General features: G+C 35.2%; 9 protein-coding genes. 4 read left to right on the plus strand and 5 right to left on the minus strand.

Annotation, left to right across the window (positions count from 1 at the left end):
* The first annotated feature begins 14 nt into the window (after window positions 1–14).
* Window positions 15–2,723, plus strand: a complete 2,709-nt coding sequence (locus tag ACQY29_RS05080) for a T9SS-dependent M36 family metallopeptidase (RefSeq protein WP_428224163.1) — start codon at window positions 15–17, stop codon at window positions 2,721–2,723.
* Between the two features lie 1,041 nt (window positions 2,724–3,764).
* On the opposite strand, the gene ACQY29_RS05085 is transcribed toward ACQY29_RS05080, so the two are convergent.
* The 3 genes from ACQY29_RS05085 to ACQY29_RS05095 all read right to left on the minus strand — a co-directional run bounded on the left by ACQY29_RS05085 (window position 3,765) and on the right by ACQY29_RS05095 (window position 8,906).
* Entirely contained in the window at window positions 3,765–3,887 is a 123-nt protein-coding gene (locus ACQY29_RS05085; protein WP_428224164.1) for a hypothetical protein, read from the minus strand.
* An 852-nt stretch (window positions 3,888–4,739) separates the two neighbouring features.
* Window positions 4,740–6,125 (minus strand): DUF5689 domain-containing protein, encoded by a 1,386-nt coding sequence (locus ACQY29_RS05090; RefSeq protein WP_428224165.1) that lies wholly within the window; start codon window positions 6,123–6,125, stop codon window positions 4,740–4,742.
* Window positions 6,126–6,137: 12 nt separating this feature from the next.
* Window positions 6,138–8,906, minus strand: coding sequence for a carboxypeptidase-like regulatory domain-containing protein (locus tag ACQY29_RS05095; RefSeq protein ID WP_428224166.1), 2,769 nt, complete (start codon window positions 8,904–8,906; stop codon window positions 6,138–6,140).
* A gap of 138 nt (window positions 8,907–9,044) precedes the next feature.
* On the opposite strand from ACQY29_RS05095, the gene ACQY29_RS05100 reads away from it, so the two are divergent.
* From ACQY29_RS05100 to amaB, 3 genes are all read left to right on the plus strand, one after another.
* Window positions 9,045–10,139: an endonuclease/exonuclease/phosphatase family protein gene (locus ACQY29_RS05100; RefSeq protein ID WP_428224167.1), complete on the plus strand. Its 1,095-nt coding sequence runs from the start codon at window positions 9,045–9,047 to the stop codon at window positions 10,137–10,139.
* A 60-nt stretch (window positions 10,140–10,199) separates the two neighbouring features.
* The gene (locus tag ACQY29_RS05105) at window positions 10,200–10,730 is read left to right on the plus strand and encodes a 3-hydroxyanthranilate 3,4-dioxygenase (protein ID WP_428224168.1); all 531 of its coding nucleotides are present in this window, start codon (window positions 10,200–10,202) and stop codon (window positions 10,728–10,730) included.
* Between the two features lie 79 nt (window positions 10,731–10,809).
* Window positions 10,810–12,378 carry an L-piperidine-6-carboxylate dehydrogenase gene (gene amaB, locus ACQY29_RS05110; protein ID WP_428224169.1) on the plus strand — a complete coding sequence of 523 codons (1,569 nt, stop codon included), beginning with the start codon at window positions 10,810–10,812 and terminating at the stop codon, window positions 12,376–12,378.
* Window positions 12,379–12,833: 455 nt separating this feature from the next.
* Here amaB and ACQY29_RS05115 read toward each other — a convergent pair whose 3' ends face one another.
* Entirely contained in the window at window positions 12,834–14,732 is a 1,899-nt protein-coding gene (locus tag ACQY29_RS05115) for an amidophosphoribosyltransferase (protein WP_428224170.1), read from the minus strand.
* Between the two features lie 99 nt (window positions 14,733–14,831).
* Window positions 14,832–15,758: a PfkB family carbohydrate kinase gene (locus ACQY29_RS05120; RefSeq protein ID WP_428224171.1), complete on the minus strand. Its 927-nt coding sequence runs from the start codon at window positions 15,756–15,758 to the stop codon at window positions 14,832–14,834.
* Window positions 15,759–15,805: the final 47 nt, after the last annotated feature.

Here is a 15,805-nt window from a genome sequence, read left to right on the forward strand (position 1 = left end):
AAAACAATCATATTATGAAAAAAATTACATTTTGTGCATTTTTATTGTCTTCATTGTTTTCGTTTTCGCAAGAAAAAGGAGAAATGGTAAGAAAATATGTACAACAGCATCCTGAGAAATTTGGAGTTAATCAAACGGATCTTCAAGATTTGAAGTTGATGAGTGTTGGTGATTCAAAAGCTGCGGGTTTAGATTTCTATTATTATAGTCAACAAAAGGATGGAATTGAAATTCTGAATGCTTTAGCTACTGTAGCTGTTAAAAACGGTGAAGTGATTCATAGTACAGGGAATTTAATCAAAAATGTAAGTAATAAATCAGCACAAAATAAAAGAGCTGTTTTGAGCATTGATACAGCTTTTGATGCTGTTGCTAAAGATTTAGGGATAGCAAATGCTAAACAAATAGTATCTCGTCAAACAGCAAATACATTGACTTTTAAAGTTGAAGAGACTAATGTTACTTCAAAATTGGTATATGTGCCAAATTCCAATGGAGCTTTAGATTTGGTATGGCTTTACGAATTATATAGCCCTGTAGATAACGATTTATACGGATATCAAGTGAGTGCTGTGGATGGTAAAATTTTACAAAAAGAAAATTTGACGCTTAAGTGTAACTTTGGTAATCACAATCATGGAAATGTACGTCCAGAAAGAGGTGTTTCTTTTGAAGAACGTATGTTAAAGATGCAGCCGATGGTAGTTGAAAATTCAGCTTATAATGTAGTACCGTTTACTACTGAAAGTCCACTCCATGGTAACCGTCAGTTGTTGGTTTCTCCAGCTAATGAAACGGCTTCTCCTTACGGCTGGCACAATACACTTGATGGAAATACATCAGCAACAGCAGGTTTAAAGTATACAAATACCAGAGGTAACAATGTTATTGCTTATGAAGATAGAGACGGGGATAATACGACCGTAGGAGCTTTTGCAGCTGGTGGAGCAAATCTAGTTTTCGATTTTCCATATGCAGGCGGAAGTACCTTAACACCAGAAGATCATGTTAATGCTTCTATCACGAACTTGTTTTACATGAACAATATGATGCATGATGTGATGTATAAATATGGATTTGATGAAAAAAATGGTAATTTTCAAAGAAATAATTATGGTCGTGGCGAGAAAACAGCTACCGATCAAACCGGAGATGCTGGTCAAGGTGATTATGTGATTGCTGAAGCGCAAGATGGAGGGGGTACCCAAAATGCTAACTTTTCAACGCAAGCTGATGGTGCTTTTGGAAGTAGAATGCAAATGTATTTATGGGATACTAGCGCACAAGCGCCTAACTTTATTGTTAACAATACTGTTGAAGCAGGTTCATACTTAGCGGCCGATAATTCATTTACAGCAGGACATGTAGATTATCCTAAATTCCCTAATAGTATGACGGGTGATTTAGTACTTTATGATGATGGTGCTCCAGATACTAACGACGCTTGTACAGCTGCTATTAATGCAGCAGCGTTAAATGGTAAAATCGCATTGATTAAAAGAGGAACTTGTTCATTTGTTATAAAAGTCAAAAATGCCCAAAATGCAGGAGCTATTGGTGTAGTAATTTATGATAATGCTGTGGGTGCTTTAGCTGGTATGACTGGTTCTGATGCTACTATAACGATACCAGCTGTGCGTATTCAAAAAGAATTAGGGGACCGATTAGCAGCGCAATTAGTTAATGGTCCTGTAAATGTTTCTATTCAGGATCCTCGTGTGGCTATGTATGATGGTGATTTCGACAACGGAATTATCGCGCACGAATATGGGCATGGTGTTTCTACACGATTAGCAGGTGGACGTTTAACTACTTCTTGCTTGCGTAATTCAGAACAACAAGGAGAAGGATGGTCTGACTTTTTTGCATATATGTTAACTATGAAAGCTTCTGACAGTCCAACTGTGGGTAGAGGTATAGGTAACTTTGCTTCTGGTTTAGCCATCGACGGACCTGGTATTCGTAAGTATAAGTATTCTACAGATATGGCTGTAAATCCTTTTACTTTTGAAAGCACTAACACAATGACTTATAAGAATGCTACTAATGCAGATCAAATTGATATTCACTCTGTAGGTTCGGTTTGGGCAACTATGTTATGGGATTTAGCATGGAAATATATTGATAAATATGGTTTTGATGCAGATGTTGTTAACGGTAATGGCGGAAACAATAAAGTAATGCAGTTAGTAATTGATGGATTGAAATTGCAACCGTGTAATGCTAGCTTCACTCAAGCTCGTGATGCTATTATTGCAGCCGATCAAGCGACTACAGGTGGACAAAACAAATGTATGATTTGGAATGTTTTTGCACGTAGAGGTTTAGGTCTAAGTGCGAATTCAGGAACAAATGCATTTGGTTCAAATTCCTCTACGGGTCAAACACTAACTGATTATATCAATGGTATCAAAGACCAAGTAAATGGTTTTGATGTGCCTGCTGATTGTATTCTATCGAATGAAGAATTTGGTGATTTCGGATCTAGAACCACGGTGTATCCTATTCCATCTTCTGATCAGGTTACCATTTCAGTTCCTGCATATGTTGGAGCAGTTAATGTGAAGTTAGTAGATGTTAACGGAAGAACTGTTTATACTAAGGAAATTGTTGATTTCGATTCTAAAGCGAATGTTGATATTGCTGATTTAGCTAAAGGAATTTATATTTTGAAATTGAAAGGTTCAGATTTAGATTATACTCAAAAAATTGTTAAGAATTAATTCGTTATAAATTCGTTTTTCTTGGAAGAACCGTCTCAGTATTGAGGCGGTTTTTTTTATGCTATACCCGCAACCAAATACTTTTATTCTGTTACTTGCTATTGCAATGGTATAGTATTTCTTGTTGCGATTTACTTATACTATTTAAGTTTTGAAATTACCGTTTTAATTTAGTTATTTAATTCATTAAATTATTTCTAGATTTTCTTAATTCCTTAATGGTTTTTAAAGATGTGTTTGCTTGCAGTAAATTTAAAGTTAATACAGTATTATAATGTTTTATAACTGATGATCATGTTTGTATACCGTTTTGATTTTTTATTTAAATCACGAAAAATGCTATTAGAGCAAACCATTTGTATTTAGTGTTTATATATTTTGAATAATAGGAGGTTGTTGATTTAATTAATTTACAACAAGAGTAATAAGAAAAATGTAGCTTGAAAAAGTATTTTTTATGGTTATGATTGTATTTCTTTTGTTCGAAAATAACGATCAACAAATCGTTTGCATACTTTCGTATGATTACGACGAACTAAACTGAGATCCAAGAGGCTATCGTACTGCTACGACGAGCTAAACTGAGTTCCAAGAAGCTATCGTACCGCTACGACGAGCTAAACTGAGTTCCAAGAAGCTATCGTACCGCTACGACGAGCTAAACTGAGTTCTAAGAAGCTATCGTACCGCTACGACGAGCTAAACTGAGTTCCAAGAAGCTATCGTACCGCTACGACGAGCTAAACTGAGTTCCAAGAAGCTATCGTACCGCTACGACGAGCTAAACTGAGTTCCAAGAGGCTGTCGTACCGCTACAACGAGCTAAACTGAGTTCCAAGAAGCTATCGTACCGCTACGACGAGCTAAACTGAGTTCCAAGAAGCTATCGTACCGCTACGACGATCTAAACTGAGTTCCAAGAGGCTATCGTACCGCTACGACGATCTAAAACGAACCACCTAGAAGCATCGTACCGCTACGACGATCTAAAACGAACTGCGTAGAAGCGTCGTACCGCTACGACAAGGTAAAATAAACTATCTAAGATTTCGAATAGGTTATATAAGATGATTTATGATGACTACTTGCTTGAATACATCCTAATATCATGTTACGTGTAATGCGAATAGGCTGTTTGAGTTGTTTTTCTGAAATAAATCCCATTTTAAGATAGGGTTTTTATATTTTCTTTTATATTTAAAGTTTCCTCTTGTTAATGTATTGAAAATAAGATTCAAAATTTATATTCAAAAGAATTAATGCTTATGCCATTTAAGTTTTGAAATTACTGTTTTAATCTAGTCATTTAAGTATTTAATTCGTTAATTCGTTTCTAAATTTTCTTAATTCCTTAATGTTTTTAAAGATGTTTTTGCTTGCAGTAAATTTAATATTAAAACAGTATTACCAACTGTCGAATATCTTATGAAAAGCATTATTTGTAGTTCTATAACATAATTTTGAGGATTGTCCCCTTGAGGAGGGGTTATAGGGGGGCAAAGAATTGTTTTTTTAAAAGAAATTTTAAAGTTATACCATTTAATACCATTTAAGTTTTGAAATTACTGTTTTTAATCTAGTCATTTAGGTATTTAATTCGTTAAATTGTTTCTGAATTTTCTTAATTCCTTAATGGTTTTAAAGTTGTGTTTGCTTGCAGTAATACCATTTTAACTTTGAATTTTCCTTTTAGAAGAGTGCACCTGCAAAGTAACTAAAATTTATATAAGCTCTCGATACGCTTCGTACTCGAGCTGACGATGATAGCATTTTTGGTGATTACCGTCGGTTCGAGTAGTTTTTGAAATGAAATGCAAAAAACGTATCGAGAACTTCTACATTTTATGACATCACTATTTAATCCAGTATTTTTTAAGTTCAAATGGTATAAATTTAAAGTTAAAACAGTATTAAATGAAAATAGTCCTTATTTCGTTTGATGGGCTTTTTCAAGAGCATAAAAAAACCGCTTCAAAATTGTGTTGAAGCGGTTGTTGTATTTAAAATAGATTCTTGTTAGTTAATCACAATATCATCTATTTGTAAAGTTGATGTTTGTGTAGTTGTACCGTTGTATTCAAATACAAAGAAACCATTACCCGTAAGTGCTGCAGGTAAACTGTATGTACCTACGCTACCAAAACCTGAATCACTAGCTCCTTCGGCAGGATAAGTGATGTTAAAGCTAGTAGTGATGTCAACCAGTTTTGTTCTATCTACTACTGCACCAGCAGTGTAATCAGTAGCTTTGATATAGTACACTTTTAATGGTGTTCCGCCTCTATAAAAAGCTACTTGCTTTTTAAAACTTAAAGTATTTGCTGAGGTAAAATCAACCGGTACAATGAATAATCCTTTTGCAGGAATTCCTGGAATATTTCTTCCAGCAAATGAAGTCATTTCAATGTATTTATTTCCGGCATTAGATTTTACAGACCAATAACGTGGACCATAATCTGCGTCATTTATGTACTTTGGAAAAGTATTTGTATTGTCATTAAAACTCGTAAAGGGTTCGTTGAGTGTCGCTGAATATACTAATGAATTCCCTACTTTAGGCACGAAAAGATCTACTCTTGGTTTATCCAATTGTATATCTCTTAGTGTTCTGAATACTAATTGATAGGTAGAGTTGAACTTTGTAAGTACTGCCCTTAATTTACCTCTCCCTGAAGGTAATACTGTTCCTGCAAAATTTGAAAATTTACTAGTGCGAGTCACTAAACTAGAAAAACCATCTGTAATGTTTTGATTCATATCTGGATTAGAATCGGGAATAGGATTATTTCCGAATGGTACGCCTTCATTTTCAAATTGTACATTGTCAACTTCCACTAAAGCATTTAAATAAGCATCGTTGTTTAAATCAGATAATTTAGCCACTTTAATCACTAAATTATCTTCACTGATACTTGAACACATAGGGATTACATGGTTTTTGTATACAGTAGCACCTAGTCGTTGTAGTGTTCCAAATGGAGGGGGACCTGGAACACCGCCTAACACAAGTCCTATCGCTCCACCCGTCGGTCTCATAATGTATAAACCTTTTAGTTTGATTAAGACTTTTGTTCCAGGGCGGTAGTTTTGAGTGTATAAGTTGTAGTCGTCAATAGAGATGCTGAAACCTACTTTATTGTCAACAGAACGTAAAGAAATGGTTTTGAAGAAATTACCACCTTCATCACTCGATGTAACTACAGCTTCTATGATATCATCATTGTTATACAATGTACCCGTAGCAGTAGCTGCATTATAGATATCAATAACTTCTTTGTTTTTTGTTAAAGTAGTTTCAACACAAGTGTTTTCAGGATCTTTAAAGCTATCCGTTACACAACTCACCATCAATGCACTTGACACTAATGTTAAGCCTAAAATATTTCTTAAATTGTTTTTCATGACTTCAAAAAATTAGAAAGTTAAAGAAACATTAACCATATAGGTTCTACCGTATCCATAAAAATAACGTGTTCCGAAAGGACCTACACCGCCACCTTTACGATCTCTGTAAATGTCATAATATGTTGCGCTTCTAGATTGTTCAAAACCACCTGTTTTGTACACTTGGTCTAACACATTGTTTACGTTAGCAAAAATACCTAAGGTTGTTTTGTTAAAACGGAAACTTTTACCTCCAGTTAAATTCACTAAATAGAAAGGGTTTAATTTTTCCTGTTGTAAGAAAGAATCTGCTATGTTTTGATCAAATGGGATTGGTGTTACAGCATTTGTAATAGAGTCTGCTTTGTAAAAGCTACTGGTTCTTGCTAAGTTAGAAATATCTACATAATTGTCAGCTAAATAATTACCGTTAACGCCTATCCACCAGAATTTAGGATCTCTGTATTCAATACCAAATGAATATGCTTGTTGCGGAGAACCCGCTTGTCTGTAACCTGTTAAATTTGCTTGTCCTTTATCGCCAAATTTACCTTGTGAGTTAGTAGGATCATTATCGCTATTTAAAGTTACAAAAGGATTGTTTGTAAAAGTATATTCGCCATAAGCAGCTACACCTGTTAATTTGATTGTTGAAGTCAATTGGTATTCGATACCAGCTTCTAAACCTCTATTTTTTCTGTTTATTCCAGTTACCACTTCGTTAACAAATCCATTGCCATTATCGGTATAGAAGAAGTTTACATCAGTAGAGTTTAAAATATCCGAGTAATAAGCAGTGATTCTTGATTTAAATTTAGGGGTTCTAATAATGTAGCTAGCATCTACACTTTGTATTTTTTCGTTAGTTAAACCCGTAGTGGTTGCTCCATTAACACGAGCATTAGGGTAAACGTCTTTTTCATTAGGTGCCTTAGTCATGTACAAGCCGTTTAAGTCTAACAAATGACGGCTACTTAATTTGAAGGTAACTCCTCCTTTGAAACCAAAGTTTTCGAATTCCATTTCAGGGCCTTTACCGAATGAATTGTTAGGGTAATATCCGTTTCTGTATAATCCTTCTCTTTGATAAATAGATTTAGAGTACGTTTGCGCTAAATAGAAATCAGCGGCACTATAGTTAAATTTAAACTGTGTGAAAATATCGTATTTTTTTGCGTCTAAATTGTAGTTATAACCATATTGATCACCAACTTTAACTGTTCTGCCCATGTTGTTTTGGTCAGATGCTTGTTGCGGATCGCCATAACCAAAAGTGCTAATGTCAGAGTAGTATTTACCGCCTAATAAGTCTAATAAATTTTTGAAATTTTTAGAGCGTGAGTCTAAATAGTTAGCAGCGGCTGTAAAAGCGATATTATCACTCAATTGCGATGCTAAATTCATGTTTACATTGAAGATGTTTTCGTCATTACGATCTTCATATTGAACTACTTTACTTCCTTCATGAGATTCTATATTTACTCTATATATATCATTCCAGTCTAATTGTGGATTTGTAATAAATGCATTTTTAGCTAAATCAGCCGCAGTAGGGTTTGGTAAAAACTCACCTGCACTTGAATGATTGGTTGTATAATAGCTAGGTAAATCTTTGTAATATACAGGATCTGGATTGTTCGCTTTCATATAGTCCAAACGGCTATTCCCAATTCGGCTAGTTTGGTAAGATACTGAAGTATTTAAGTTCGTTTTGTCAGTAATTTTCCAATAGTGATTTAACATTACCATTGGGTTTTGAACATCTTTAAATCTTGAATTTCTCTTTTTGCCATCTTGCCAACCCCAGTATGAGTTGTATTTGTAGCCTACTAAATCAGTTATTTCGTCTGTGTTAGGAGAGTTTTTACCTCTTTTGTTTTCAGTATAGAATGAGGTTAAATTTAGAGAGTGTTTTGCATTAAAACGTTTTTCTACGCTTGCAAATAATGAATTTGCACTGTAGTTTGTACCTTCAAAATACCCTTGTTCAGCCCATCTTCTTCCTCCTGAAACGACAAATGCCCATCCTTTTTTGTCTAAAGCATAGGCGTGTGTTGCCATTGCTCTGTAGCTGTAGTTAGTGTTAGTAGTTAAGAAAGATATTCTTGTACCAGGTCTGTAATTTGAAGCTTTGGTGTTAATGTGTTGAGAACCCGCAACGCCACTAAATACATAGTCAGAAGGAGCAGTACCGTTTGTGAATTCTTGGTTTCTTGTTGCGTCATTTAAACCACCCCAGTCGCCATATTGTGGTCTACCATCAGAAACTCTATTCATCAATGTTCCGTTGATAAGAACACTTGAATATTCGTTATCTATACCTCTGATGTTAAAACGAGCTTGCCCCCAATTGAAGGCAGCAGCCTGTTGAAAAGCATCTCTTGAAGCTTGAAGTAAGCCTGAAGTTGTTTCAGATCCGCTGTTGTCATCTGAAAGATCGTTTTCAGTTAAATTAACCATGTTTAATTGTTGTTCCTGTGTTTGAGTATCATCCTCTAGCACTACAACACCTAAATCTAAAACTTGATTAGCTAGGATTTCTAAAGCTAATAATTGCTCTTTGTAGCCATCACTTTTTACTTTAAGCAATTGGCGACCTACACTCACACCGGTAATGGTGAATTTCCCTTCAGCGTTTGTGAGCTGAGTCAAATTGGTGTTTTCAATAGTTGTAACTACATTCTGTAGCGGCTTGTTGGTTTTAGAATCAATGACCTTACCAGAAATTCCAGTTGGTCGTTGTGCGAAAACTAACATGGCCTGTAGTACTAATAGTGTACTAAAAACGAGTTTTTTCATAAATAAAATTAAAGTTAATTTACTTGTACCCAGTAATTTTGTAAAAATTCGGGGCGACAAATGTATAACTTTTAATATAATTATTTACTTTTGGCGTCGAATTTGTTCTACGAATTAATGTTTTTTTAATATAACTGTATGAAAATTACTAAATTTACCTGTCTGTTTATCATGTTGTTAGGCTTAAATGCTGTGGCTCAGACAAAAAGAGTGGCTATAAACACTATAGCTTTTTATAACCTTGAAAATTTCTTTGATACGGTGAATGATCCTAATACTAACGATGAGGATTTTATTTACACCCCAGAAAATTATGCTAAAAAGATAGATAACTTGGCTAGAGTAATCTCTCAATTAGGAACTAGCGAATCTCAGAAAAATGCTCCTGTTGTTTTAGGGGTTGCTGAAATTGAAAACCGTCGTGTGTTAGAAGATTTAATTAAGCATCCGCTATTGTTGCCTTTTAATTATGGTATTGTGCATTATGACTCGCCTGATCGTCGAGGGATAGATGTAGGTTTCTTATATCAAAAGGCGCATTTTAATCCTACCAGTCATCATAATTATCCTTTGATTATTTCTGAAAATCAGCAAGACGCTAAAGCGAAAGATAAGGATAAAAATGTTTCTGAGAGCGACGATAATGCTGTAGATGCTACCACAAAAAGAATTTATACTCGCGATGAAGTTTTGATTACTGGTACTTTAGATGGTGAAGAAATGAGCTTTATTATCAACCACTGGCCATCGCGTCGTGGAGGCGAAAAGGCAAGTAGTCCTTTACGTGAAGCAGCGGCTGCTTTGAATAAAAAAATTATCGATTCTTTGCAAACAATCAATCCTAAAGCTAAAATCTTCACCATGGGTGATTTGAATGATGGTCCTTTTAACAAGAGTGTGAAAGAGGTTTTAGGTGCTAAAGGTGAAGTTGAAGAGGTGAAACCAATGGGAATGTACAATCCCGCAGAGAAAATGCTTAAGAAAGGGATCGGAACTTTAGCTTTTAGAGATGCTTGGGATTTCTTTGATCAAATTATTTTCACGGAAGCCTTGTTGCCAAAGGATAAAGATTATTCAACTTGGAAATATTGGAAAGCTGGAGTTTACAACAAATCATTCATGATTCAGCAAACTGGTCAATATAAAGGATATGCTTTGCGAAATTCTAATGTAGGGCCTGGTTTTTCTGATCACTTCCCATCGTATGTGTATCTTGTAAAAGAATTTAAATAAAAAATGACAAATCCCGTTAACTCGGGATTTTTTTATGTGTAATTTTAACTCAAAAAAATTATGTCTATAGCGAAACCTTTTAATTTGAACCAATGGATTGCGGATAATCGTCATCTGTTAAAGCCTCCTGTAGCTAATAAAAATCTTTATGTTGATTCTGGTGATTATATTGTCATGATTGTAGGTGGGCCTAATGCTCGTAAAGATTATCACTATAATGAAACGGAAGAATTGTTTTATCAATTAGAAGGAGAAATTACGGTTTATATTCAAGAAGAAGGAGAAAAAAGAGCGATGACGCTCAAAGCGGGAGATATGTATTTGCACCCAGCAAAAGTGCCCCATTCCCCTAATAGAACTGAAGGTTCAATAGGTTTGGTTATTGAGCGCAAAAGAACCGAAGGTAAAGACGGACTTTTGTGGTTTTGTGATCGTTGTAATGAGAAATTACACGAAGTTTATTTTGATTTAAAAGATATCGAAAAGGATTTTCTAAGTCATTTTAAAGACTTTTATAAATCTGAAACTAAAAGAACTTGTAAAAATTGTGGGCATGTGATGGAATCTGATCCACGATTTGTGCAAGATTAACAAATACTTAGGGTAAAAATTAGAGAATAAGTTATACATTTGCATACATTTTTTAACAAAAACAGATAAAAAAGTTATCATGTCAACAATAACACAATCGACAGTAGCTCAGCAATTTGGAATTGTAGAAGCGTTAGAGCAGTTAGGAGTGAAAGAAATCAATTTAGGATCTTCAACAGGTGCTGAATGGTTTGCTAATGGAGCAATTTTTGAATCATATTCTCCAGTAGATGGTCAATTAATAGGAAAAGTTCAGGCTTCTACTAAAGAAGATTATGAAAAAGTAATGGAAGCAGCTACCACCGCTTTCAAATCTTTCAGAACGATGCCAGCTCCAAAACGTGGAGAAATTGTTCGTCAATTTGGTGAAAAATTAAGAAAATATAAAGAGCCTCTAGGAAAATTGGTTTCTTACGAAATGGGGAAATCGTACCAAGAAGGTTTAGGAGAAGTACAAGAAATGATTGACATCTGCGATTTTGCCGTAGGATTATCACGTCAATTACACGGTTTAACCATGCACTCGGAGCGTTTTGGACACCGTATGTATGAGCAATATCATCCACTAGGGGTTGTAGGTATTATTTCAGCGTTTAACTTCCCAGTTGCAGTTTGGGCATGGAACACAGCTTTAGCATGGATTTGTGGTGATGTGTGTGTATGGAAACCCTCTGAAAAAACACCTCTTTGTGCGGTAGCTTGTCAAAATATTATTGCCGAAGTAATTAAAGAAAATAATTTACCAGAAGGTATTTCATGTATTGTAAATGGGGATTACCAAATTGGAGAATTGTTGTCGCACGATAAGAGAGTGCCATTAGTTTCTGCTACAGGTTCTACGCGTATGGGTAAAATCGTAGCGCAAGCGGTGGCTGGACGTTTAGGAACTTCATTATTAGAATTAGGTGGAAATAATGCTATTATCGTTACCCCTGATGCAGATATTAAAATGACGGTTATTGGAGCTGTATTCGGGGCTGTAGGTACTGCGGGTCAACGTTGTACGTCTACTCGTCGTTTAATCATCCACGAAAGCATTTATGATAAAGTAAAAGATGCTATCGTTTCGGCGTATGGTCAATTACGTATTGGTAATCCGTTAGACCAAAACAATCACGTAGGACCACTTATCGATACAGATGCGGTAGCGATGTATAACAAAGCGTTAGAAAAAGTGGTTGCTGAAGGTGGTAAAATTTTAGTTGAAGGCGGTGTATTAACTGGTGAAGGTTATGAGAGTGGTTGTTATGTAAAACCTGCTATTGCTGAGGCTGAAAATCACTTCGAAATTGTACAACACGAAACATTTGCTCCAGTATTATATTTAATGAAGTATTCAGGTGAAGTAACTAACGCTATTGAAATTCAAAATGGAGTAGCACAAGGGTTATCTTCTGCGATTATGACCAATAATTTGCGTGAAGCGGAAGCTTTCTTATCGCATGCTGGTTCTGACTGTGGAATTGCTAACGTAAACATAGGTACTTCTGGTGCTGAAATTGGAGGTGCTTTTGGTGGAGAAAAAGAAACAGGTGGGGGACGTGAGTCTGGATCTGATGCTTGGAAAATCTACATGAGAAGACAAACCAATACCATCAATTACACAACGGATTTACCATTAGCACAAGGTATTAAATTCGATTTATAATAGTTGATTTCTTTTAGTATTAGCCGCTTCAATTTATGTTGAAGCGGTTTTTTTATGTGTGATTTATAATTTAGAGCTTTTGTGTATAGGGTTCGTTGAGGTGAATCATAAATAAAGAACTTTCGTTATTGGTGTGAAATAAAAAAGGTAGACATTGTCTATCCTTTTTTGCCCCAAATCTACCATAACTTAACCTACTTATGTAATGGTTAGATAAAACTATTTAAAATTTATTGGTAATAAAAATATAATCGCTGAATGACTTGAAAACTCGTTTAAAGAAGGAATTTTTGTAAAATAAAAAAGGTAGACATTGTCTACCCTTTTTGCCCCAAATCTACCATAAACTTAACCTACTTATTGTAATGGTGAGGCAAATTTATGGTGTTTGTATTGTATTGTCAAAGAAAATCGCTGAACTGTTCAAAAAGTCGATAAAATGCAATATCTACCTCTTAATAGGCTCTCGCGTCTTTGCCTTCGTAAAAATTCATAAAAGCTCTATTTACTACTCGATTACCTCCATCAGTCGGATAATTACCAGTAAAATACCAATCACCAAGGTTTTTTGGGCAAGCTTTGTGTAAGTTTTCTACAGATTGGAATATGATGTTTATTTCAGCACTGATGGTTGGCTCCTTTAGCATTTCAGCAATCTTATCCGAAATCTGCTCGTCAGTAAACTGACCATAAAGCTCGTTTACATAGTTAACTACTTCTGAATCTTGTTTGTGTTCTTGTGCTTTACATTTTCCGTAAACTTCTTCTACTAAATGATATTTGTTGTTTTCCTTTAATAGTTCAAGCATAGCTTGGAAAGCAATTAAAGTTTCAAGCTTAGCCATATCAATACCATAACAGTCTGGATAACGAATTTGTGGCGCTGAGGATACAATTACAATCTTTTTAGGATTTAAACGATCCATCATCTTGATGATACTCTTTTTTAAAGTTGTACCTCTTACTATACTATCGTCAATAATAACAAGGTTGTCTGTTGGTTTCACAACTCCATAAGTAACATCATAAACATGAGCCACCATATCATCCCTTGAGTCATCATTGGTAATAAATGTTCTTAATTTAGCATCTTTAATTGCGATCTTTTCAGAACGTATTTTAACATCTAAAATCTCTTTTAGTTTGTCTGGGGATAACTGTTCTTTATGCTGCAAAATAGTATCTATTTTACGTTGATTCAAGAAGTCGTTGGCCGCTTCAACCATACCGAAAAAAGAGGTTTCAGCTGTATTAGGAATATACGAAAAAACAGTATTATCCGTATCATTATTAATCGCTTTTAAAACTTGTGGTAAGACTAATTTACCTAAGTCTTTTCTTTCTTGATAAATTTCAGCATCACTCCCTCTTGAGAAATAGATACGCTCAAATGAACAAGCATTCTTTTGAGTTGCCTCACGTACTTTCTCGTCGAGTACAGTGCCATTTTTTTTAATGATTAAAGCGTGACCTGGTGTGATTTCTTGAATGGCGTCAAAAGGCACATTGAAGACGGTTTGAATCACTGGACGCTCTGAAGCAACTACAACAATCTCGTCATCTTGGTAATAAAATGCAGGACGAATTCCAGCAGGATCACGTGTAACAAATGCATCGCCATGACCAATCATACCCGCCATAGCATATCCACCATCCCAGTTTTTAGAAGCTCTTCGCAATATTCTGCCAATATCTAAACGCTCAGCAATAACAGGAGATGCTTCCTGTTTAGACATACCCTCTTCTTTACATTTTTGGTATAAATCAGTTATTTCGTCGTCTAAGAAATGACCAATTTTTTCCATGACCGTAACGGTATCAGCCATCTGTTTAGGGTGTTGACCTAAACGCACTAAATCAGCAAATAATTCCTTCACATTGGTCATGTTGAAATTCCCTGCTACAATTAAATTACGGTGCATCCAGTTGTTTTGGCGTAAAAAAGGATGTACATTTTCAATACTATTTTTCCCAAAAGTTCCATATCGTACATGGCCTAGGAAAACTTCGCCCACATAAGGGATGTTTTCTTTTTGCAGGGCAACATTATCTTTATATTCAGGATGTAATTCTAATTCTTGATTGATGCGTGAATTAATTTGAGCAAAAATATCTTGTATAGGCTGCGCTTGATTAGAGCGTACACGGCTTATGTAACGTTCGCCTGGATTTACATCCAGTTTTATGCTTGCAAGTCCTGCGCCATCTTGACCTCTATTGTGTTGTTTTTCAAGAAGTAAATACATTTTTTCAACACCGTAAAAGGCTGTGCCATATTTTTCTTTGTAATATTCTAAAGGTTTTTTTAATCGCAAAAGTGCAATACCGCACTCGTGTTTAATTGCATCGCTCATTGTGTTGTTGTTATTGTTGTTGTGTGTAGTTGTACCCGAAAAGCATCGGTTTTTTTGAGTGATAAAAAATAAAAAGCCCCGAAAAAACGGGGCGTAAAACTATGATAATTCTATGTCGAACTGTGTCAAGGCTTTAAATTGTTTTAAGCGATTTTTTGCTTCGTCTTTGGTAAGGCTAACCATTCGTTCTGTTCCAAATTTCTCCACGCAAAATGAAGCTAAGTTTGAACCGTGAACAATTGCTGCTTTCATGTTATCGAAAGAGATGTTTTCGCTTTGAGTGATAAATCCTGAGAAACCTCCTGCAAAAGTGTCTCCAGCTCCAGTTGGATCATAGACTTCTTCTAAAGGCAATGCTGGGGCAAAGAAAACTTGTTTTTCGTGGAATAGTAAAGCTCCGTGCTCTCCTTTTTTGATTACCACATATTTTGGTCCCATTTCGTGAATTTTTGCAGCGGCTTTAACTAGTGAATATTCACCTGATAATTGACGTGCTTCCTCATCGTTGATGGTAATGACATCTACGCGTTTCATTACTTCTTTTAATTCAGGTAATGCGCAGTCCATCCAGAAATTCATAGTATCTAGTACTACTAACTTCGGTTTTTCAGTTAATTGATCTAAAACGCTTGACTGCACTAATGGGTGTAAATTGCCTAGCATTACAACATCTGCATTTTTGAAATTTTCAGGCACCACAGGTTTGAAATCAGCTAATACGTTTAATTCAGTAATTAAAGTATCACGTGAGTTTAAGTCATTGTGGTATTTACCACTCCAAAAGAATGTTTTTCCTCCTTTTACTATTTCTAAGCCAGTTACATCAATATTTCTTGATTTTAATAAATCGATGTGTTCTTGGGGAAAGTCTTCACCTACAACAGATACGATTGCTGACTGTAAATTAAAATGAGAAGCAGATAAGCCAATAAAAGTGGCTGCTCCACCTAAGATTTTATCAGTTTTACCAAACGGCGTTTCAATAGCATCAAAAGCTACTGTTCCTACGATCAATAATTTGTTCATAAACGAATTGAAAATTAGAGCGCAAAGATACTACTATAAGTTGGAAA

Source organism: Flavobacterium sp., assembly GCF_965262375.1.
Taxonomy (GTDB): domain Bacteria; phylum Bacteroidota; class Bacteroidia; order Flavobacteriales; family Flavobacteriaceae; genus Flavobacterium.